Genomic DNA, 20,788 nt, shown 5'->3' on the forward strand with positions numbered 1-20,788 from the left:
AGACCCAGAACTTTTTATAGATTGCATGAAGTTATTGAAAAACCCTCCGAAGGGAAAACAACGGCTTCTGGCCGCGGGGTATGGATTTCAGCTTGCTCGTCAAACCTTTACTTGCTTTCAAGAATGATTACTATTAATAGAAATACCTACTGATTCAGAAAAGAACCAATCACGACTGCATTATGCAGGGGAGGAAATATTATGAAAGATAATTTATCAGTACTGCTGCCATTGCTTGTCGGTGTTTTTTTTGCGGTCATGCTGTTGGGCCAGTTTGCCCAGGCAGGAACTGTTAAATCCCAAAAAGCAACTTTCGCCGGCGGTTGCTTCTGGTGTATGGAAAAACCCTTTGAACAGTTGCCCGGCGTAAATTCAGTGATATCGGGTTATATGGGAGGCACCACGCAAAACCCAACCTATGAGAATTATTCCAATGGAGGGCACATTGAAGTAATTGAAATTGACTACGACCCGGCAATTGTCAATTATCAGAAACTTCTTGATGTGTTCTGGCGTCAGATCGACCCCACCGATGGTGGCGGCCAGTTTGCCGACCGGGGCAATGCCTACACTACCGGAATCTTCTATCACGATGAAGAGCAGAAACAACTTGCCGAACAATCCAAGGCCGATCTCGCCGGGAAAAAGATTTTCGAAAAGTCCATTGTAACGCCGATCAAACCTGCAACAACTTTCTACAAGGCAGAGGACTATCATCAGGATTACTACAAAACCAACCCGCTACGATACAAGGTCTACCGATACGGCTCTGGACGCGATAAATTTTTAGCCGGAGTATGGGATAAAGAAAAAACAAATACGACGAGCAAGGAAGAACTGAAGAAGAAACTCACCCCGTTGCAGTATCGGGTCACTCAGGAAGAGGGCACCGAACCCGCCTTTGACAACGAATACTGGGATAATAAAAAACCGGGGATCTATGTGGATATCGTTTCAGGAGAAGCTCTTTTCAGCTCAACCGACAAATACAAATCCGGTACAGGATGGCCGAGCTTCAGCAAACCGCTGGTCCCTGAAAATATCACCGACCATGTTGACCGTAAATTTTTCCAAACCAGAACCGAAGTCCGAAGCACCGGCGCTGACTCGCATCTCGGGCATGTCTTTGACGACGGCCCGGCGCCAACCAATCTGCGGTATTGTATCAATTCCGCTGCACTGCGCTTTATCCCGGCAGAGAATCTTGAAAAGGAAGGCTACGGCGAATTTAAAAAACTCTTTGAAAAATAATAAATAACAAGAAGACCACTGAAAAGGGGCTGTCCCAATAAGGGCAGCCCCTTTCTTTTGACCCATGAAAATGCTATCGCGAATAATGTACGGTAAGCCGTGCCTTATCAATAGCATGGCTGTTCAGATAAAACCCCACCAAAGCAGCGGAAGAATCGACATTCAAGGGAAGACTGACAACATCCAGGGCATACACCGTAAAATGATAACGATGGGGTTTGTCTCCCGCCGGCGGACAGGCGCCTCCATAACCGGGCTGCCCATAATCCGTCCGGCTCTGGATACTTCCGGCTGGCGCCAGCCCTTTCGCTACATTGCCGGCATCTTCCTTGAGCTGATTGACATCACCAGGAACATTGAAGACCACCCAGTGCCACCAGCCGCTTCCGGTGGGTGCATCCGGGTCATAGACGTTCACCGCAAAACTTTTTGTATTTGCAGGCGCATTTTTCCAGTTCAGTTCCGGTGAGATATTTTTCCCGTCACAACCAAAACCTGAATACACCTGATCATGGCTCATCCTCCCATCAGGGATCAGCTGGGGGCTTGAAAGTGTAAAATCGCCCGCAAAAGAGTTTTGCACAAAAAAGAAAACACAGCAAATTATCATTCCATACATTTTCTTCATAATACCCTCCTTGTTTATCTGTTAGCAGTAAACCATCAACTGTTGCCGGCCTGTAAATATTCCGTCGACTGATTTCGCAGGGCAACGACCACCGCGTCACCCATTTCACCAGTGCTGACCTTTTTGCATCCTGCTGAATAGATGTCCCCGGTGCGATAGCCTTCCGTAAGGGTCCTGGTGACCGCCTGCTCAATCAGACCGGCCATGAACTCCTGATTAAAAGAATATCGCAACATCATGGCCGCCGATAAAATTGTCGCCAGGGGATTGGCAATCTGTTTGCCTGCAATATCCGGCGCCGACCCGTGAATAGGTTCATACATCCCCTTATTGTTGGCGTCAAGCGAAGCAGACGGCAGCATGCCAATGGATCCTGAGGCGACAGAGGCGCAATCTGAGAGTATGTCCCCGAACAGATTTGTCGTGACCATTACATCAAACTGTTTCGGCGCGCAGACAATCTGCATTGCGGCATTGTCCACATACATGTTCTTCAACACAACCTCGGGATAGTCCTGTGCCACTTCGGCCATAACCTCACGCCATAATTCAGTACATTCCAAAACATTTGCCTTGTCCACAGAAACAACACGCTTATCGCGTTTCATGGCGATTTCAAAGGCCGTGCGCCCGATCCGTCTGATCTCCGACTCGGAATACACCAGCGTATTGTAGCCCTGACGTTCGCCATTTTCAAGGATCCGCACGCCGCGGGGCTGCCCGAAATAAATACCACCGGTGAGTTCCCGGACAATCATCATATCAAGGCCACTGACAAGCTCTGTGTTCAGCGGAGATTTCGCCTCAAGGGCAGGATAACATTTCACCGGGCGAAGATTGGCAAAAAGTTCAAGCTCGGAACGCAATCCCAGCAAGGCTTTTTCCGGACGTACAGAAATATGTAAGGGCTCCCATTTCGGTCCACCCACCGCTCCCAGAAGCACGGCATCGGCTTCCCGGGCAAGGCGCAATGTTTCCTCCGGCAGCGGCTTGCCGCAATCATCATAGGCGCAGCCGCCCACCAATGCTTCCTCAAGGACAATTTTCAAGCCTTGATCTTCTTCCAGCACCTTTAAAACCTTCAACGCTTCGGCAACAACTTCCCCACCGATTCCATCTCCGGGAAGAACGAGAACTTTATGTGACATCATGTGACTCCTTAAAATGTGCGCAATAATTGCTGTGTAGCTCCATAGCCTGAAGGCATTTATTCCTCAAAAAAACCATTGGTCATGGATACTCAAAATTTATGATCTGTTTATAACATCCTTGACACGCATAACACAAATTCATTATATTTATAATAATCATAACTAAAAGGAATACTAATGGATACTTTGTCAATTCATACCTTTGTGGCTGTAACCGAATCCAGGAGTTTCTCAAAAGCTGCCGACGTCCTTTATCTGACTCAACCGGCAGTGAGCAAACGCATCGCCGCTCTCGAGGAAATTCTTGGATTCAGGCTTTTTGACAGGATCGGCAAAAAAATTATTCTCACCGAGGCGGGGAAAGAACTCTATCCCCGTGCAAAACGGATTCTGCTTGAGCTGGAAGACAGCCGCCGGGCAATCAATAATTTATCAGGAAATGTCACGGGGAGACTTTCATTCGGCACCAGTCATCACATCGGCCTGCATCGGCTGCCGCCGATTTTGAGCGCCTACAGCAAAGTCTATCCTCAAGTGGAGCTCGATATTCAATTCCTGGGTTCGGAAACCGCCTGCGACGCGGTGGAGCATGGAAACCTTGAAATGGCCCTGATCACCATGCCGAATATTCAAAAAAGCAATCTGCTTCAGACCCATATCTGGGATGACCCCCTGCAGGTTGTCATCGGCAAGGGTCACCCCTTGGCAGCCGAAACAAAACACAGCAAAGCACCACTCACCCCCCTGACACTTGCAGGACATCCAGCGATCCTGCCCGGCTCCGGCACATTTACCAGGGATATCATTGATTCGGATTTTCTGAAACAGGGTGTTTCGCTTACAGTAAAGATATCCACCAACTACCTTGAAACCATCAAGATGCTGGTGACCGTAGGACTGGGATGGAGCATCCTGCCTGAATCGATGATCAATGCGGAAGAGTTAATATCACTTGATGTGGAAGGGATCCGACCGCGCCGGTCCCTGGGGGTCATACGCCATTCGGCCCGGACGCTTTCCAATGCAGGGCGGGCGATGATTGATATGCTTGGGGAAGAAGGGGTTTAGGGAATTAGGCTATAGCTATTTAGGCTGAAGGTGTTTAGGAAGAAAAGAAACAACAAGAATCTTGGCATCATATGCCGAAACACCAAAACTAACAGCCTTCAGCCTATAGCCTAAAAAGCTGAGAGGTTAATTAGTATTTAAGGCCGACTTTTTCCCGAACAAGATCAAGGGTAACCGAGGCTTTTGCCCTGGCCTTTTCTGCGCCTTGTTTGAGAATGTCTCTGATCTGTCCGGGGTCCTTCATCAGCTGCTCTCTTTTTTCGCGGGCCTCACGGAAATATTCCCAGAGAATGTCCACCAGCTCCAGCTTGATTTTACCGTACATCGCACCGCCGTTGACATAGAGGCCGTGTACCTCTTCACATCTGTCCGCCGGGGCAAAGAGTTTATAAATATTATAGAGATTGCACTTTTCCGGGTCTTTGGACGCTTCAACCGAGGCAGCATCCGTCACAATACTCATGACACTTTTTTTCAGCGCCTTGGCATCGAGAAAAATACCAATGGTATTGCCGTAGGATTTTGACATCTTCTGGCCGTCAAGACCGGGAACCGTGGCCAGGTTGTCATTGATCACCGGCTCCGGAATCACAAATGTCTCGCCGAAGCTGTTATTGAATTTCTGCGCAATGTCCCGCGCCACCTCAATATGCTGTTTCTGGTCTTTGCCCACCGGAACCTGCTCCGCCTGATAGAGCAGGATGTCTGCGGCCATGAGAACCGGATAGGAAAACAGGCCGTGACTGGGAGCAGCTCCCTTGGCTATTTTATCTTTATACGAATGGCAGCGTTCGAGAAGACCCATGGGGGTGAAGGTCGTAAGCACCCAGGTCAGCTCAGTGACTTCCGGCACATCGGACTGTACCCAGAATATACAGCGGTCCGGATCAAGTCCCAGGGCGAGAAAATCAGCAGCAGCGCCAATGGTGTCCCTGACCAGGTTTTCTTTATTATGAACTGATGTCAGGGCGTGAAAATTGACGATAAACGCATACAGTTCAGCTGTATCCATATTATCAATCATCGGGCGCATCATACCGAAATAATTACCAATATGAAGCTGCCCGGAAGGCTGTATGCCGGAAAGAATCCTCATTCGTACACCTGTTCTTTATAACCTTTAAATTTACAGAACCTAACTGTTCTCACAGAAGTCACAAAAAATCTGCTGATTTAATACCCTTCACATTCAAAGAGGTTACGAGGCGGCAAGAAGGAGGCCCCGGAAACGTACAAGTAGTACGTTGAGGAAGCCGACGACGCAGGCAACGAAGTTAGAATTTGAATGTGAACGGTATTACGGATGTGATGTTAAAAAAATAGGGGGATACAGGCAACCTTTTTCTGCATCCCCCTAAATTTATATATAAGTAACAAGCGTGGAGTAAACCGTGACGCGTTGTATCCGCTGTATCCTTAGATCCCGCCACCTGTAAAATGGTTGAATCTTTATTTCACTTCCTCAAAATCGGCATCAACCACGTCATCGTCGGCTTTCGCCCCTGATCCGGCTCCGCCGTCTGCTGAGGCGCCGGCGCCTCCGGCTGTCTGCTCTTTGGTTGATTGGGTATACATGATTTCAGCAAGCTTATGGGAGGCCTGAGTCAAATCCTCGGTTCCCTTCTTGATTGCTTCAATATCATCGCCTTCAAGGGCTTTTTTTAATTTATCAATTTCTTTCTGCACATTACCCTTGGTCTCGGCATCAACCTTGTCGCCCAGATCCTTGAGGCTTTTTTCCGTTGCGTACATCATCGAATCCGCATGGTTTCTCGCTTCAACCGTCTCTTTGCGCTTCTTATCCTCATCAGCATGGGCTTCGGCATCCTGCTTCATCTTTTCGATCTCTGCCTCGGAAAGACCGCTTGATGCGGTTATCTTGATAGACTGCTGCTTGCCGGTTCCAAGATCCTTGGCAGATACATGAAGAATGCCGTTGGCATCAAGATCAAAGGTTACTTCAACCTGCGGGACACCCCGGGGTGCCGGCGGAATAGAGGTCAACTCGAATCGGCCGATGCTCTTATTACCGGCAGCCATCTCCCTTTCACCCTGAAGGACATGAATGGATACCGCCGGCTGGTTATCAGCAGCAGTTGAAAAAACCTGGCTCTTCTTGGTGGGGATCGTTGTATTCTTTTCGATGAGTTTCGTTGAGACGCCGCCCAGGGTTTCGATCCCAAGAGACAACGGCGTAACATCAAGGAGCAGAACATCCTTGACGTCTCCCTGCAGAACACCGCCCTGAATCGCTGCACCAATGGCCACAACCTCGTCAGGGTTAACCCCCTTATGAGGGTCTTTGCCGAAAATCTCCTTGACCTTCTGCTGCACTTTCGGCATACGGGTCATGCCGCCGACCAGAATGACTTCATCAATCTCCGATGGGGAAATTCCCGCATCTTTCATGGCCATTTTGCATGGTCCAATGGTGCGTTCGATAAGATCTCCCACCAGACTTTCAAGCTTGGCGCGACTTAATTTTATATTCAGATGTTTCGGCCCTGATGCATCGGCGGTTATAAAGGGAAGATTGATGTCGGTTTCCATGGTGGTGGATAATTCCATCTTGGCCTTTTCAGCTTCCTCTTTAAGGCGCTGCAGCGCCATTTTATCCTGCCGCAGATCGATTCCCTGATCACGCTTGAATTCGTCGGCAAGCCAGGAAACAATCCGCATATCGAAATCTTCCCCACCGAGGAACGTGTCGCCGTTGGTGGACTTTACTTCAAAAACGCCATCGCCGATTTCAAGGATCGAGATATCAAAGGTTCCGCCACCAAGATCAAATACGGCAATCTTCTCCTCTTTTTTCTTATCCAATCCATAAGCGAGTGCGGCTGCGGTGGGCTCATTGATTATCCGCTGAACATTCAATCCGGCAATCTTGCCGGCATCCTTTGTCGCCTGTCGCTGGCTGTCGTTAAAATAGGCAGGCACGGTGATTACCGCCTCGGTAACGGTCTCTCCGAGATATTCTTCAGCGGTCTGTTTCATTTTGGTCAGAATCATTGCTGAAATTTCAGCTGAGGTATAAGTTTTCCCCTCAATTTCAACCACCGCATCGCCATCATTGCCTTTGACGATCTTAAACGGGCTGATATCAATGCTCTTAGACACTTCTGGATCGGTGAATTTCCGGCCGATCAATCTTTTAATCGCATAAAGGGTTTTTGTAGGGTTGGTCACAGCCTGACGCTTTGCAACCTGGCCCACAGGACGTTCGCCGTTATCGGAAAACGCCACAACCGACGGCGTGGTCCGGTTCCCCTCGACGTTGGTAATGACCTTGGGATCGCCGCCTTCCATCACCGCAACGCATGAATTTGTCGTACCGAGATCAATGCCTATAATCTTTCCCATCTTGTTATCTCCTTAAATAGTGTAAGCTTCATATTTTAAGTCTGCCTACTCGTTATAATTGAAGCTCCCCGCCGCAGTAAGCCATTGCCTTTGAGGCGGGGAATACGCTTGCTGTTCCTGTTTCCGGGTTAATCAGTCTTATCACCTTTTGAAACGACAACTTTGGTTGCTCGCAGCAGTCGGTCCTTAAACATATATCCTTTTTCATATTCCTGAAGAATTACATTCTCCGGAACCTCACTGCTCGCCTCCATGGCAAGGGCCTCATGAAAATTAGGATCAAACAGCTCTCCCTTTCCCACAATCGGCTTTAAACCAAACCTTTCAAGGGTGGCAATCATTCCTTTGAAGGTCATTTCGACACCCTCAAGCAAGGCCGAGGCTTCATTGGTTTTCTGACCCTGCTCCATAGCCCTTTGCAGGTTATCGATAGTGGGCAGAAGCTCCTTTAAAATATATTCTTCAGCATATTTCACCGCAGCCTCACGCTCGCGGATCAATCTTTTCTTGGAGTTTTCAAATTCTGCAGCCATCCGCAGCATCTTATCATGATTTTCGCGGGCCTGTTCCTGAGCAGCCTCAAGGGGGCTCAAACGTTCGTCATCCCCTGCCTGCTCCGCTTCCGAAAATCCGTCACCTTCCTGTTTTACCTCATCGGAAGAATCGATTGCTTCATCGTCCATGACTTCCTTCGGGGCAACCTCTTCGACTTTCTTTTTGCTGGACAATGTCCCCCCTTCTTACTCTTTCCCTTCCGAAAACAACCCGAAAAAACTATTTCAGAATTTCAGAGAAATCGTTTTATTTATTTAATATTAAAGGTTTTATTAAATTAAACCGTAATTTCAGATGAACATTAAGTATGCTCCCCGGCATTGTCAAGGCGACATTCCGGATTTGATGCCAGATCATCCAGAAAGCATCCATCCCAATGAATCCAGCCACAACTTGCCGGAATTTAACCTAAAACTTGCTTTTACACCTGGGGTCCATCATGAGGAAAAACATCCTTTGTTTTCTGCCATTGATCATTGTCACCGTTCTTTGGAACTTCCAGGTTCATGCTGAAATGCGCCCGGTTAAAAAAATCCGCGCCGGCATCCCGCCATTCAGTGTTATTGGAAAGATCATACAATCCAATCAAAAGGCCGTACACCAAGAATCGAAACGATCAAAAAAGAGAAACAACGCACCATTTTTTACATGGCTCACCGACACGGACGCGAGCATCCAGCCGCATTTTCTTCTTTCTTCCAACGATGGAAAAATATATACGGTGCGCAATATCGGCAACCAGCTTGAGTTGTCTTCCGGAGCGGTTGATTACGGCATTCTCAGCATGCATACCCCGGTATTGATGATAACCAGTAATACCGACAATCAATCTGTGAGTCAGTTCATGACCGGCTACCAGCAGCTTTCCCCGGAGGCCCAGACGCAGTTCGAAGGCCTGAAAAATGCGCTTGGTGAACCGGGAAAATTCAAAGAGGGGAAAACTGCAGATTTTGACGAGCAACTTTTGACAAATATTGAAAAAAATATTGATTTTCAAGTCGCCCAGGCGATTAGCCGTTATGAAAAGAGAATAGTTACCGGAAGATTAGTCGTGGTGGGAAGCATACTTGATCTGGATAATCAATACGGCAGAGGGGAAGGCAGGCTGATCCTCATAAATGTCAATGGAGAAACAAACGCCGAGGGTTTGCATAAAATGCAGATAATGACCCAGATCCCTCCGGAGCTGGTTAATTCGTATGTTGGCCGCGAACGCCAACAAAAACGGCACCGGAACCCGGCAAGGGAACCTGCTCGAATCAATCATTAGACCTCTTGCCTCAATACTTCTTGCGGCAAGAGATGGCTTTGAGGACTCTCCTGAAAATAACGATCAAGAAATCTCTGGATCGAATTTTTCGGGTCAGGACTTGATATACTGCTCGATCGAATCGGCGATTATCTTGAAAATCTTCCTGAACCGGTCTTCGTCCCTTTCAAGCAGCGTGACGCGAAACCCCTGCATCTCCGTTGCAAAAGAAGACAGAGGGACGACACATACACCGGTTGCGCCGAGCATATAGTAGACAAACCGTTTATCCGGCTGAACATTCTCGCCGCTGACCAGCGCCTCCACCTGCTTTTGCACCGATGCGTTTGCAATGGGCAAGGTCTGCTTGTGATTCAAGACGCCGTCCTCAAAGGCAACGCTCATATAAAAAGCGCCGTTGGTGCAGTTGGCCAGCACCCCTTTAATATTCTTGAGGCAATCATAGGCAATATTTGAAAATTTCTCATAGCGCCGAACCCGCTCTTCGAGATACGCATCATATTTCGGATGGCTGAGTAACGCCGGGATGCATTTCTGCGGAAGGGTTGTGGAACAGACCTCAAGCATTTTGGCATTAAGAACCGACTGGACGAATTGCTCGAACATCGGGTCTTTGTGACCGTTGTATACTTCAATCCACCCACATCGGGACCCGGGCCAGGGCATTTCCTTGGAAATCCCCCGCATGGCAATTGCCGGCACCTCACCAATAATATCGGAAATCGGCACCGTATGTTTGCCGTTATAAATAATATTCAGGTAGACCTCGTCGCAGATAATGAAGAGATCATATTTCTTAACAAGTGCAATCATACCCCTGAGGATCTCTTCAGGATATACCGCACCAGTGGGATTATCCGGATTGATTATCAGAATGCCGGCAACCTGCGGATTATATTTTATGCGTTTTTCAAGATCATCCAGATCGGGATACCAGTGATTATGAGGATCCAGCCGGTAACAGACCGGCCGGTCGCCGGCATGGGCCGCTTCTGCCGACGAATGCGTCGTGTAACTGGGAGAAGGCACAACCACCCGGGCTGTTTCCTTGAGCATCTTGAAAACTTTACTGATCGCATCCCCAAGTCCGTTAAAGAAAATGATATCTTCGGCGGTTATCTGGGCGCCACCCCGCTTATTGGTCCTTTCGGCAAGAAATTTGCGGGTTTCGAGGATGCCTTTTGTAGGGCAATAGGCATAGGAGGAATCTTCCAAGGCAAAGTCCGCAACAATCTTTTTCATCCATTCCGGTATCTTCTCGCCCTTGGCAATCGGATCACCGATATTTTCCCAATAGGTTTTAATGCCGAACTCCTGCAGGCGTTCCCCGACACTGACTATATTCCTGATTTCATAAGTAAGTTCACCAGCCCCAGGATGGACAATATTCGTGCGCATATATCTCAAACTCCTCAAAGGTATTGAAACATTCCAGTTAAGCAAATAACACGTGCTTCACGGGAGAATCCGTTCATCAGCAAAATGACAAATGAAGCGACCGCCTCACTGATAACCAATAGAATCTTATAGATTAGTGTCTGTCCAGAAATGAGGCTTTTGGATGGAGATCCAGGACTGCGAAAAAAATAAGCGCCGGCATATGCATGATATCGGAGTCTCGTAGACTCGCTTACCTCCGAGCATTATTTTTTTGAGCAAGACGCAGAGATACTTCCATAAAGACCTTTTATGGACAGGGACTAATTAACACAGGTCCGGATTATAGTCAATATCTCTTCATTTTGTAACTCTTTCTGCCGATAAGAATTTCATAACCGGCGAAACAACCTCGGAAAAAACAGCTGCATTTCCCAAGGGTGTTGAAAAATGCCGCCAGCGCAGACAGTAACAGGTCGAATAAGGCGGGCAAACAGATCCTGCCCAAGACTACCCGATCTCTCGGAGTCGCGCATTCCCGAGCCGACTCGAATACCCCGATCTCTGCGCAGTAGCTTTTCGACACCCATTAAGATGGAGGGTCCGGATGGCTATATGGCGTTTTTCAATAGAGGAAGACACGGTAAGGCACGGCAACCATGAAAGAAGCAGAATCACTGCCCAGGGTTGCAATGAACCCTTCAAAGACAGATACTGGTGCCCCAAAATGCATTGGTTCAAAATATCTCCCTGCCCTTTTGTCAACAGGCAGGAATGTGAGAATTATGAAACCATGTGCGGTTGTCTGTAATTTTGACGCTGGATATTGAAGGCCGACTCGGCCATTAGACTCTGATATTGATCTCAAACCCGGAGGAGTTGTAAGGCTTGAGATAAACAACTGATCGCGATGAATGGAGAGGGGTTGTATTCAACGATTCGCTGGATTCAAGAGTAACACCCACCAGATCCAGCATCTGCTGCGCCTCGGTCATTTCCTGGCCGCTTTCACTCTGTATCGGAGTTACATCCTCGGAATCATCATTTTCCTTTTCCCGGGTTTGAGCACGGGCCTGAACTTGCTTCATTCTGAGAACCCGCAACTCATCACTTGCCTGCAATATTTTTGAGGAGGCCTCTGACGCAACACTTCTATCCTGAGGAGAAGGATCAACCGGAGCAAGAGCTGCGGCCCGGACAACATTCATTTTGGTTATTGTGGCCTTTGGACTAGCCTCAGCAGAGGTGTCAATCCTCACCTCGCCTGCAACCGCATAAGTGCCGCCGTCAGGACCTTTTTCGTATTGAAAATTGGCCTTTCCCCGTGCATAGGGGCCGGCGGCGGAGAGATGAGCCCTTTCATGGGCACGGACCGCTTTATCAATTTGTTTCAATTCGCTAATCATCAGCTGTTCAGACCGCGAAAGCGGTTGCCCGTCGCTCCCCTTTGGAGCCAGGGGAGAAGCCTCTGACTGATTTTCCTGAACAGGCACCTTTTCACCGGTGATGTCGTCACCAGTAGACAGGGGTACACCTTGTGCTGCGCCCTGGCCGGTGGTGCCCGCCTGCGCGGCATAGGCGCGGGCAGCGCATGCCCCACAATTTCCGCAGGAGCAGCTTTTTGTGCCCTTCTCCAATGGAACCGCACTATTCAAGCGGCTCGGCCCCAGGTTAAAGGCCTCCGGAGATACAGTTCCCGGGCTATTATTGATGGGGGTTCCGGCAGAGGACATACCGGTATCTGGACTGCGGAGTTTTCCGGTGTGAGAAGAACTTATGAACTGAATTTCCTTCATGCCGGTCTCACCTCCGGGGTGAAAGTTGAGCTGAACGAAGGAGAAAGGAACAACTGATATTTAAACAATATTACAATACAATAATAAAAGTCAAGGCAGCAATTTTGATGGCTCAACAAAAAGTTCAAGCCTGAGTTATCGCCTTTCATAATATCAACAAGTTAATTACGGCATACGCCTCCTGCTGTTAACGCTGTAGACAATTTTGACTTTCCGCACAAGGGTAAAATAATCATACTCCCGGAAGTCATGAGGCTCCCGCAATCCTCTGATCAATGGGCACAAAGCTACGCCTCTTCGGGCCGACATAAATCTGCCTTGGCCGGCCTATCCTCCAGTTCGGATCATCCCACATCTCCTTCCAATGAGCAATCCAGCCCGGCAGGCGACCCAGGGCGAACATTACGGTAAACATATCAGTGGGTATACCGATGGCCCGATATATGATCCCGCTGTAAAAATCCACATTCGGGTAGAGATGTCTTTCCACAAAATAATCGTCCTTCAGGACGACTCCCTCTATCTCCTTGGCGATGTCAAGCAGCGGGTCGCTGAGATTGAGTTCGCCGAGCATCTTATCGCAGACATTTTTGACTATCCGCGATCTGGGGTCAAAGGTTTTATAGACTCTATGCCCGAAACCGGAAAGCCGCAACGGGTCGTTGGGATCCTTGGCCCTTGCAATAAATTTCTTATAATCCCCACCGGATCGGTAAACCTCTTCAAGCATTTCAACAACCGCCTGGTTGGCGCCGCCGTGCAGAGGCCCCCACAGGGCGCTGATCCCCGCAGAAATAGAAGCATATAAATTCACCCTGGCGCTGCCGACCAGTCTCACCGTGGAGGTGGAACAATTCTGTTCATGATCTCCATGCAGAATAAGAAGCTTGTTTAAAGCATCAACAACCGTGTTATTTATATCGTAGGGCTGCACCGGTGAATCAAACATCATATGCAGAAAATTGGCGCAATAAGAAAGATCATGCCGCGGGTAAACCAGTGGATGGCCCTTTGATTTCTTATAGGAAAACGCCGCAACCGTCCGTACCTTGGAAATCAGCCTGGCAGCCATCTTATCAATATTTTCAAATGGATTATCGGTCATTTCCGGATAAAAGCTGCACAGCGAATTGACCATGGTTGAAAGAATAGCCATGGGCGGGGCGCCAGGAGGAAAACTATCAAAAAAATGAATCATGTCTTCATGAATGAGAGCGAATCTGCCAAGCATCTGGCTGAATTTCGACAATTCCTCGCGGGTGGGCAGGTTTCCATGAACCAGAAGATAGGCAACTTCCACAAAGGTACAGTTTTCAGCAAGCTCCTCAATACCATAACCCCGGTAACTGAGAATCCCTTTTTCTCCATCGAGAAAAGTGATATCACTGCTGCAGGAACCCGTATTCATAAAACCGCTGTCAAAAGTAATGTAGCCCGTCTGGGACCTTAATGATCTGATATCAATTGCCTTTTCTCCTTCAGTGCCTTCAATGATCGGTAATTGAAACTTTTTCCCCTCAATCATTACCTCGGCATATTCATTATTAAATTTATGGTCCGGCATAGTTATGAATCCTTGTATATTATTTAATCGTGCCTTACTGTAAACAGAATCTCTATGTATAATCAAGACCTGCCCCGGCACAAGGGGAAATAACTCTTCCTGTAAAAATCCAGCCTGTCGGTCATGGAGAAGAAACATCAAAACGGGCTATTATAGAAAAAAGCCCGGGAATATTCAAGAGATTAAGGTTTACGAACTTATGAGTCAAGACTGGGAAACAAGCCCTTCCTACCAGAAACGCCTGTCGATATTTATCAACGAAGTAACAATATACCCGGTTTCCTGTGAAAAATTATCCAACGGCAGGACCGATCGCCAGTGGATTGACAAGGTGCTTGCCGGTGGCGCGCGGATCGTGCAGCTGCGGGACAAGTTATCCGACGATAGAACCCTGCTTGAAAAAGCGCATTATTTCCGCCGGAAATCCCGTGAAGCAGGGGCGTTATTCATTGTCAACAACCGGCTGGATATCGCCTTGTTGTCGGACGCCGACGGCATCCATCTTGGAAACTCCGACATCCCGACCCAGGAAGCAAGAAGACTGGCCCCTGAATTGATTATCGGGGTTTCCTGCAACACCAGAGAACAGGCTGCCAGCGCTAAAGCCAGGGGCGCCTCGTACTTTAATATAGGCCCTCTTTTTCACACCGGCACCAAACAGGGGCTTTCTACCTTCCTTGGGTCCGAGGCGATTGCTGACTTTTCATCGGTCTGCGACCTGCCCTATTCGGTCATGGGCGGCATCAAACTCGACCACGTCGAGGAACTTGCGGCAAAAGGCGCCAGAAGAATCGCCGTGGTAACCGCCCTCACCCAGGCGGAAGATGTTGAAAATGAAACCAGGAAATGGATAAATCGGATCAAATCCGCACAACAAAAATAACCGGATTGTTTAGTGCCTTAGCGCTGGGATTCTGCAACAAAAAAACAACACCAGGAGTCTTCGGCGATCAATACCCAAGCCTAACAGCCTTTAACCTAAACACCTACAGCCTTTCTTATTAATGAAAACTATGACGACCAAATCATTAACAGAACAACTGAAGCACATCAAGCTGCTCATGAAATATGCAGTTCCCGAGGAATATTCTGAAGAAGCGATGGAGTTTGTCCAGCGCTTCGAAACAGACATTATTGCACTCAACATTTTTCATGCTTTTTACAGCTACCTGCCCGATGCAAAAGATGACGCCATCAGACGCTTCAGAATTATGGCCCGCAAACAAGGCACATTTCTGATCTGCGCCGAAACAATTCATGCGCAATATTTTTATGTAACCACCAGTGAACAAGCGGAATACCTGGGTTCCCTTTCAGAAGGAATCTGGGACCAGGAGGTGCTCGACTTTTTCGGTTATGAGAGCAGGCAGACCTTTTTAGATAAACACCATGATACAGGCAAATTTCCGGAATATACCCCCGCATACATGAATCAGGCGCTCTGTCCGGTATGCCACACGGCTGAAGGTGAATTACATTTTTTCGGCTGCCCGGTGGAGGTCTGTCCCTGGTGCGGCAGCCAGCTCACCATATGTAATTGCCGTTTTGAAACGCTGGGAACGAATCTACTGACCGGAGACCAGCAACTTGAGCGGTTGCTGGAAAAACTCAAAGAAAAAGGCCGGGTGGTTTTTGATCCAAAAAACCAGAACCCGACCTATATCAAAGATCCGGGACAGCTTCCGGAAATAGAATGACAGCTTTTTCACCTTACTAAAGTGTATCAGGATGGAGGCGCCTGTTGCGTGCAAATTCTTCCGTTGAGGCACTTTGGACGCAACAGACAATACCCGCTTATTTCATCGACTTGAAATATTTGTAGAACTCTGAATCCGATGTAAGTATGACCTTGGTATTCGGACCTAGCGCAGTTTTATAGCTCTCCATGGATTTATAAAACGCGTAGAATTCCGGATCTTTATTATACGCGTCGGCATAAATGCGGGCCGCCCCGGCATCCGCCTTGCCCTTGATTTCCAAGGCCTCACGACTGGCAGTGGAGGTAATGTCCTTGAGCTCGCGGTCAACCTTGCCGAGAATCTCCGCCTTCTGCCCCTCGCCCAACGACCTTTTCTCGGCAGCGATTCTTTTGCGCTCGGAAATCATTCTTTCATAAACCTTAAGCCGGACGCTATCAATGTAATTCACCCGCTTGAACATGACATCGACAAGCTCGATGCCGTAATTCGGCGTCACCTTTGATGCATCTTCATGGATCATTTTGGCAATTTTATCGCGTCCCAGAGTGATTGTTTCAATTTCTTCCTCGCGCACTACCCTGTTCTGGGCCGCTTCACCCTGTTCCCAATCCGAACTCCTGATTATTTCAACAAGGTTGTTCTTGTTCACCAGACCCCGCACCGTAGAGTCGATAACATCATCAAGAATGGTCTGCGCACGGGTCTCATTGTTAACCGCCTGGAGAAACTTCAGGGGGTCGGCAATCCGCCATCTTGCGGTGACATCAAGATAGACAAAGGTCTTATCGTTTGTCGGTATCTGGTTTGGATCACCATCCCAGATAAGTATTTTCTTTTCATAATAGGTAACTTTCTGAATAAGCGGTGTCTTGAATTTCAAGCCGGCCTCGGTGGCTGGCTCCCCGACAGGTTTGCCGAATTCCGTGACCACGGCCTGCATGCCTTCGGGTAAAATGTAAAACCCGTCCAAGACCGTCATTCCCACACCAATCACCAGAGCAATAATTATATATCGAAAAATGTTATTCACAGGCTAATCCTCTTTTTTGACTAAATCTTGTTAACAGCTTATTTAATGGACTCGTAAAAAGTCGCTGCAGCAAAAGGTCCACCAGACAAAATCAACAGGTTACAAGGCAAGTCGATGAAATCTGTCTTATTACGATTTCATCACTATTTAGCTTTTTTGCCGGTCAGATCCATAAGCGGCAAAAGAGATTTCTGGTCTTCATCAATGACATATACTTCCGATAGCGTCGGCATCACTTCAACCATGGTTTCAAGATACATCCTTTTCCGGGTCACGTCCTTGGCAGCGGTGTACTCCTTGAGTATATCCAGAAACCTGGCAGTCTCGCCCTTGGCGCGATTCACCCGCTCCACCGAGTATCCGTAGGATTCCTCAATTGTCTGTTTTGCACTGCCCCGCGCCTTGGGAATCACCCGGTTATAGGTCTCCTCGGCTTCATTGACCAGGCGCTTCATGTCCTGATCCGCTTCATTCACCTCGTTGAAAGCGGGTTTGACCGTCTCAGGGGGATTAACGTCCTGCAATTTCACTTCCATGATATACACACCGCTTTCATAACGATCCAGCACTCCCTGGAGTTCTTTGGCGGTGGCCGCCTCAAGTATGACTCGGTTACTGAGCACATAATCAAAATCCTGATTGCCGACAATCCGGCGGATCGCCTGCTCAGATGCATCGCGGACCGCCTGCCGGACATCGCGAACCTTGAATATAAAGTTGACCGGATCCATCACCTTGTATTGAACAATCCATTCCACATCGATGACGTTTTTATCCCCGGTAAGCATCAGGGATTCCATGTCATAGCCTTTTTTCTCATACACGGTCTTCTGGCCCGGTGTCCTGGTACGGAATCCGAATTCCTCCTTGCGGACATTGTCGACATTCACCTTGATCAGCGTATCAATCATCGGCAGCTTGAAATTCAACCCCGGAGAGGCGGTGCGGTTGTACTTGCCGAAACGCAGGACCACACCCTCCCAGCCCGTCTCAATTTTATAAAAACAGGCATACACCCCATAGAGCAATAAGACAGCCACCACTACAGCAATAACTTTTTTGATGTCGCCCATGAAACCTGCAGGAGAGCCTCCTCCGGAGTTGTCCGAACCACCGCCCACACCGCCGTCGCCGCCTTGTCCGCCGCCGTCAAAGGCGTCTTTAACCTTCTTGATCAGGGCCGCGATCAAGTCTTCGGGAGAAGAGGGCCTCTTCTTATCCCATGGTGTTTTCTGGTCATCCCAAGCCATTTCTTTTTCCTCTTTTATTAAATTTCATGTAAATTTCTCTGTATCGAACCTGTCCTGCAAATTATTAATGTATACTTCGCAAACGGTCCGCTTAGGTTAGACGGAAAATACATTGCATTGTATGTCCCTCCATCAGTTGCAGGATTTGGACAAGCATCTCAGGTTTGTTATCCCTTTACAAGAGTTTTCCTCAATCATCGATAAAAAAAACTATCCCTGAAACCCATTTCATTACTGCCCGAGCGCCAGACGCCAGCAATACACGAAAAATACAACACAACCGGAAAAAAGCCCGGCCTGTACCAGATTTTTCTCCGATAAAGTCAGCAAGCGCGGAAAAAATCCAAAGATAAAACCGATCAGGACGCCCGCGACCAACCCCCAGAGATGGGCACCCACGTCAGTATGTTCACCTTCGGTTCCCAGCATCGCAAGAAGACTCAATCCTGCGCCCAACGGCAACAAGACCCCTTTTATGCTCCTGTTGCTGAACATCTGAAATCCGGCAAGAATGCCGATGGCGCCGAATACCGCAGTGGAAAAGCCAACTGAATTATGTTTACCGCCCTGGAGTAGAATATTGATAAAATTCCCAATAATCCCGGACATCATAATCAGGGATATGCCTAAGCCCGCCCCGAACATCTTCAGGAGGAAATGGACCATAATGCCGCCGATAACCGTGTTACCGAGTATATGCACGGGATCGGCATGCAGAGTCAATGCGGTTGCCAACCGCCACCACTGGCCGTTTTCAAGAATCTGGTATCCGGAAACCGATCCTTTGGAAAACCAGGCGCTGCCGCTAGCCCATGGTCCGGTTATGCCATAGAATATGATCAGGGCACCGATAATCAGAATCGTCGGCGATTGATGCGTTGCGGCAGGAAGGTCTGCCCTGCTCGGATGTTTGGGCGGAGGCCAGTGAGCATTTTCCTTTTCAAAGCCGATAATTTCTTGATTTGCCCGGCGGACAAATTCGTCTTCAACCTTGATGGCCCACCCGTTGGGGCTGCGGACAAGAATATGAGGGATATCGGCCGCACTCAACACCAGCGACCAGAGATACGCCTGCCCCTCTTCCTGCCCGGCATCATCTAGAGGAAAAGACAGGATATCGGTTCTCTTCTCGTCCGAATTAGCTGTCATTGGGGCCGCCGCAAACAATATGTGAGTAAAGCGATTATAACCCTCACGGGGACATAAATAGCTTGGGGTGTATTCACCATTGATTGAAATCGAAGTTTCTGCCCATTACGGGGAGTTTCCTGTGGAGGGAAACTTCACTTAAAGGAGCAGGGGAGTTTCCTTGACATATGAGGAAAAGACCATTAAATGTCTTTGTTCTTGAAGGTTTCAAGAAAGATATTACTTTTAAGGAGCACATGGTGCCGAAGGGGAGATTTGAACTCCCACAAGGAAACCCTCACTAGACCCTGAACCTAGCGCGTCTACCAATTCCGCCACTTCGGCACATGTGGAATGCGATAATAAATTTTCACAGGGCCTTTTGTCAAGTGATTTATCCTCCAGGACGATGTTCCTTTGAGGTAAGTCCACAGAGACGCCGCTCGCGCGGTCTTTTATATTTAGGAATACAGCAATGAAAATATACGAAAATCTTGCCGAGATACAAAAACCGATCAATAACGCCTATGTCACCATCGGCAACTTTGACGGCGTCCATCTCGGGCACCAGATGCTTTTTGCCGAGGTTGTCAGCAAGGCCTACAATAATAAAGGAACAAGCGTGGTGATTACCTTCGAACCCCACCCGCTGAAGGTGGTGCGTCCGGAATTCGGCATCAAACTCATTTCGACCTATGAACAGAAACTCGAACTCATCGGACTGGCTAACATTGACGTACTCATCGTCATCCCCTTTACCCGGGAGTTTGCCAACACTGCCGCTGAAACCTTTGTGAATGAAACCCTGATCAGAACCATCGGCGTCAAAGAACTGGTGGTGGGGTATGATTACGCCTTCGGCAAAGGCAGGCAGGGCGATATCCCCTTTCTTAAAGAACAGGGCCGACAGAAGGGTTTCGAGGTTTCGGTGGTTGAGCAGTACTATGTCAATGACATGCTTTCAAGCAGCACCAAAGTGCGCCAGCTTGTTGCCGAAGGCCGTATGCGGGACGTCAAGAAACTTCTCGGCCGCAACTACCAGATCCGCGGCGAGGTAAAGCTGGGCAAGCAGCGTGGCGGACCAATCGTTGGTTTCCCAACTGCCAACCTGCATATCTCAGAAGAGGACCTGTGTCCGAAACACGGCGTCTATGTGACCCAGGTCGTGTATGAAGGAAAATGTTACGGTGGCGTGCTCAATATTGGCTACAACCCGACTTTCGGGGAAGACAAGCTCTCCGCCGAAACCCATATCTTTGATTTTAATCAGGATATTTACGGAAAGCCGATTAAAATCAATCTGCTGAAATTTCTGCGCGGCGAGCAGAAATTTTCAGGCCCTGAAGCCCTCAGCCAACAGATTGCCAAGGACATTGAAGAAGCCAAAAGGGTGCTTAGCGCAGCGGAAAAAGAAATACGGCTCTCCTGCGAAGAAAAATACAACCGCTGAACGCAAATACCCCCGCGAAACTCCCGCTTCCATAATGTTGCTCTCCGAGAATGGAGGCCTGCAGGATATGCCACTTCACACCTGACGCATATCCTGTACAAGTATTACTCCTGCAGCCAGTTAAAAAAATCTTTATTAATTTTTTATTTTGTGCTGATAATCAATCGAGATTAACTATTTTCCCATCTCCTCACAGACTAACCGTCA

The 20,788-nt window shown here is 48.3% G+C and carries 18 protein-coding genes and 1 tRNA gene; 7 read left to right on the forward strand and 12 right to left on the reverse strand.

Features of this window, described 5'->3' with window-relative positions:
- The first annotated feature begins 201 nt into the window (after nucleotides 1–201).
- Nucleotides 202–1,251, forward strand: coding sequence for a peptide-methionine (R)-S-oxide reductase MsrB (gene msrB, locus KKE17_06320; protein ID MBU1709603.1), 1,050 nt, complete (start codon nucleotides 202–204; stop codon nucleotides 1,249–1,251).
- A 73-nt stretch (nucleotides 1,252–1,324) separates the two neighbouring features.
- On the opposite strand, the gene KKE17_06325 is transcribed toward msrB, so the two are convergent.
- Nucleotides 1,325–1,879: a YbhB/YbcL family Raf kinase inhibitor-like protein gene (locus KKE17_06325; protein ID MBU1709604.1), complete on the reverse strand. Its 555-nt coding sequence runs from the start codon at nucleotides 1,877–1,879 to the stop codon at nucleotides 1,325–1,327.
- A 35-nt stretch (nucleotides 1,880–1,914) separates the two neighbouring features.
- On the reverse strand, nucleotides 1,915–3,027 hold the full coding sequence (leuB, locus tag KKE17_06330) for a 3-isopropylmalate dehydrogenase (GenBank protein ID MBU1709605.1): 1,113 nt from the start codon (nucleotides 3,025–3,027) through the stop codon (nucleotides 1,915–1,917).
- 180 nt (nucleotides 3,028–3,207) lie between these two features.
- On the opposite strand from leuB, the gene KKE17_06335 reads away from it, so the two are divergent.
- Complete coding sequence (locus KKE17_06335; GenBank protein ID MBU1709606.1) at nucleotides 3,208–4,098, forward strand: LysR family transcriptional regulator; 891 nt, start codon at nucleotides 3,208–3,210, stop codon at nucleotides 4,096–4,098.
- 130 nt (nucleotides 4,099–4,228) lie between these two features.
- Here KKE17_06335 and trpS read toward each other — a convergent pair whose 3' ends face one another.
- The 3 genes from trpS to KKE17_06350 form a co-directional block, all read right to left on the reverse strand.
- Nucleotides 4,229–5,194 (reverse strand): tryptophan--tRNA ligase, encoded by a 966-nt coding sequence (gene trpS, locus KKE17_06340; GenBank protein MBU1709607.1) that lies wholly within the window; start codon nucleotides 5,192–5,194, stop codon nucleotides 4,229–4,231.
- A gap of 353 nt (nucleotides 5,195–5,547) precedes the next feature.
- Entirely contained in the window at nucleotides 5,548–7,461 is a 1,914-nt protein-coding gene (gene dnaK / locus KKE17_06345; protein ID MBU1709608.1) for a molecular chaperone DnaK, read from the reverse strand.
- 128 nt (nucleotides 7,462–7,589) lie between these two features.
- Nucleotides 7,590–8,144 carry a nucleotide exchange factor GrpE gene (locus KKE17_06350; GenBank protein ID MBU1709609.1) on the reverse strand — a complete coding sequence of 185 codons (555 nt, stop codon included), beginning with the start codon at nucleotides 8,142–8,144 and terminating at the stop codon, nucleotides 7,590–7,592.
- Nucleotides 8,145–8,455: 311 nt separating this feature from the next.
- Between KKE17_06350 and KKE17_06355 the strand changes: the two genes are divergently transcribed.
- A complete protein-coding gene (locus KKE17_06355; GenBank protein ID MBU1709610.1) occupies nucleotides 8,456–9,286 on the forward strand; it encodes a carbonic anhydrase in 831 nt (276 codons plus the stop codon).
- Between the two features lie 93 nt (nucleotides 9,287–9,379).
- On the opposite strand, the gene KKE17_06360 is transcribed toward KKE17_06355, so the two are convergent.
- Nucleotides 9,380–10,684, reverse strand: coding sequence for a pyridoxal phosphate-dependent aminotransferase (locus KKE17_06360; GenBank protein ID MBU1709611.1), 1,305 nt, complete (start codon nucleotides 10,682–10,684; stop codon nucleotides 9,380–9,382).
- Nucleotides 10,685–11,270: 586 nt separating this feature from the next.
- Between KKE17_06360 and KKE17_06365 the strand changes: the two genes are divergently transcribed.
- Nucleotides 11,271–11,474 (forward strand): hypothetical protein, encoded by a 204-nt coding sequence (locus KKE17_06365; protein MBU1709612.1) that lies wholly within the window; start codon nucleotides 11,271–11,273, stop codon nucleotides 11,472–11,474.
- Between the two features lie 34 nt (nucleotides 11,475–11,508).
- Here the strand turns inward: KKE17_06365 and KKE17_06370 are convergent, their stop codons facing one another.
- Nucleotides 11,509–12,459 carry a hypothetical protein gene (locus tag KKE17_06370; protein ID MBU1709613.1) on the reverse strand — a complete coding sequence of 317 codons (951 nt, stop codon included), beginning with the start codon at nucleotides 12,457–12,459 and terminating at the stop codon, nucleotides 11,509–11,511.
- A gap of 247 nt (nucleotides 12,460–12,706) precedes the next feature.
- A complete protein-coding gene (locus tag KKE17_06375; protein MBU1709614.1) occupies nucleotides 12,707–14,023 on the reverse strand; it encodes a citrate synthase in 1,317 nt (438 codons plus the stop codon).
- A gap of 199 nt (nucleotides 14,024–14,222) precedes the next feature.
- Here KKE17_06375 and thiE point away from each other — a divergent pair, with 199 nt between their 5' ends.
- Nucleotides 14,223–14,906 carry a thiamine phosphate synthase gene (gene thiE, locus KKE17_06380; GenBank protein MBU1709615.1) on the forward strand — a complete coding sequence of 228 codons (684 nt, stop codon included), beginning with the start codon at nucleotides 14,223–14,225 and terminating at the stop codon, nucleotides 14,904–14,906.
- 130 nt (nucleotides 14,907–15,036) lie between these two features.
- Complete coding sequence (locus tag KKE17_06385) at nucleotides 15,037–15,720, forward strand: hypothetical protein (protein ID MBU1709616.1); 684 nt, start codon at nucleotides 15,037–15,039, stop codon at nucleotides 15,718–15,720.
- A gap of 97 nt (nucleotides 15,721–15,817) precedes the next feature.
- On the opposite strand, the gene hflC is transcribed toward KKE17_06385, so the two are convergent.
- From hflC to KKE17_06405, 4 genes are all read right to left on the reverse strand, one after another.
- Nucleotides 15,818–16,753 carry a protease modulator HflC gene (gene hflC / locus KKE17_06390; GenBank protein ID MBU1709617.1) on the reverse strand — a complete coding sequence of 312 codons (936 nt, stop codon included), beginning with the start codon at nucleotides 16,751–16,753 and terminating at the stop codon, nucleotides 15,818–15,820.
- 143 nt (nucleotides 16,754–16,896) lie between these two features.
- The gene (hflK, locus tag KKE17_06395) at nucleotides 16,897–18,003 is read right to left on the reverse strand and encodes an FtsH protease activity modulator HflK (protein MBU1709618.1); all 1,107 of its coding nucleotides are present in this window, start codon (nucleotides 18,001–18,003) and stop codon (nucleotides 16,897–16,899) included.
- Nucleotides 18,004–18,234: 231 nt separating this feature from the next.
- Nucleotides 18,235–19,152, reverse strand: a complete 918-nt coding sequence (locus KKE17_06400) for a rhomboid family intramembrane serine protease (GenBank protein MBU1709619.1) — start codon at nucleotides 19,150–19,152, stop codon at nucleotides 18,235–18,237.
- A 237-nt stretch (nucleotides 19,153–19,389) separates the two neighbouring features.
- Nucleotides 19,390–19,476 (reverse strand) — tRNA-Leu (locus KKE17_06405).
- A 130-nt stretch (nucleotides 19,477–19,606) separates the two neighbouring features.
- Between KKE17_06405 and KKE17_06410 the strand changes: the two genes are divergently transcribed.
- Nucleotides 19,607–20,581, forward strand: a complete 975-nt coding sequence (locus KKE17_06410) for a bifunctional riboflavin kinase/FAD synthetase (protein ID MBU1709620.1) — start codon at nucleotides 19,607–19,609, stop codon at nucleotides 20,579–20,581.
- Nucleotides 20,582–20,788 lie beyond the last annotated feature (207 nt).

The sequence above is a fragment of the Pseudomonadota bacterium genome, from assembly GCA_018823135.1.
Taxonomy (GTDB): Bacteria; Desulfobacterota; Desulfobulbia; order Desulfobulbales; family CALZHT01; genus JAHJJF01.

What these genes read in the sequence shown, in the direction of transcription:
- msrB (MBU1709603.1), top strand. Translation starts at nt 202, where the DNA reads ATGAAAGATAATTTATCAGTACTGCTGCCATTGCTTGTCGGTGTTTTT.
- KKE17_06355 (MBU1709610.1), top strand. Translation starts at nt 8,456, where the DNA reads ATGAGGAAAAACATCCTTTGTTTTCTGCCATTGATCATTGTCACCGTT.
- hflK (MBU1709618.1), bottom strand. Translation starts at nt 18,003, where the DNA reads ATGGCTTGGGATGACCAGAAAACACCATGGGATAAGAAGAGGCCCTCT.
- KKE17_06375 (MBU1709614.1), bottom strand. Translation starts at nt 14,023, where the DNA reads ATGCCGGACCATAAATTTAATAATGAATATGCCGAGGTAATGATTGAG.
- KKE17_06365 (MBU1709612.1), top strand. Translation starts at nt 11,271, where the DNA reads ATGGCTATATGGCGTTTTTCAATAGAGGAAGACACGGTAAGGCACGGC.
- KKE17_06335 (MBU1709606.1), top strand. Translation starts at nt 3,208, where the DNA reads ATGGATACTTTGTCAATTCATACCTTTGTGGCTGTAACCGAATCCAGG.
- KKE17_06360 (MBU1709611.1), bottom strand. Translation starts at nt 10,684, where the DNA reads ATGCGCACGAATATTGTCCATCCTGGGGCTGGTGAACTTACTTATGAA.
- KKE17_06410 (MBU1709620.1), top strand. Translation starts at nt 19,607, where the DNA reads ATGAAAATATACGAAAATCTTGCCGAGATACAAAAACCGATCAATAAC.
- KKE17_06385 (MBU1709616.1), top strand. Translation starts at nt 15,037, where the DNA reads ATGACGACCAAATCATTAACAGAACAACTGAAGCACATCAAGCTGCTC.
- KKE17_06370 (MBU1709613.1), bottom strand. Translation starts at nt 12,459, where the DNA reads ATGAAGGAAATTCAGTTCATAAGTTCTTCTCACACCGGAAAACTCCGC.
- trpS (MBU1709607.1), bottom strand. Translation starts at nt 5,194, where the DNA reads ATGAGGATTCTTTCCGGCATACAGCCTTCCGGGCAGCTTCATATTGGT.
- thiE (MBU1709615.1), top strand. Translation starts at nt 14,223, where the DNA reads ATGAGTCAAGACTGGGAAACAAGCCCTTCCTACCAGAAACGCCTGTCG.
- dnaK (MBU1709608.1), bottom strand. Translation starts at nt 7,461, where the DNA reads ATGGGAAAGATTATAGGCATTGATCTCGGTACGACAAATTCATGCGTT.
- leuB (MBU1709605.1), bottom strand. Translation starts at nt 3,027, where the DNA reads ATGTCACATAAAGTTCTCGTTCTTCCCGGAGATGGAATCGGTGGGGAA.
- KKE17_06325 (MBU1709604.1), bottom strand. Translation starts at nt 1,879, where the DNA reads ATGAAGAAAATGTATGGAATGATAATTTGCTGTGTTTTCTTTTTTGTG.
- KKE17_06400 (MBU1709619.1), bottom strand. Translation starts at nt 19,152, where the DNA reads ATGACAGCTAATTCGGACGAGAAGAGAACCGATATCCTGTCTTTTCCT.
- KKE17_06350 (MBU1709609.1), bottom strand. Translation starts at nt 8,144, where the DNA reads ATGGACGATGAAGCAATCGATTCTTCCGATGAGGTAAAACAGGAAGGT.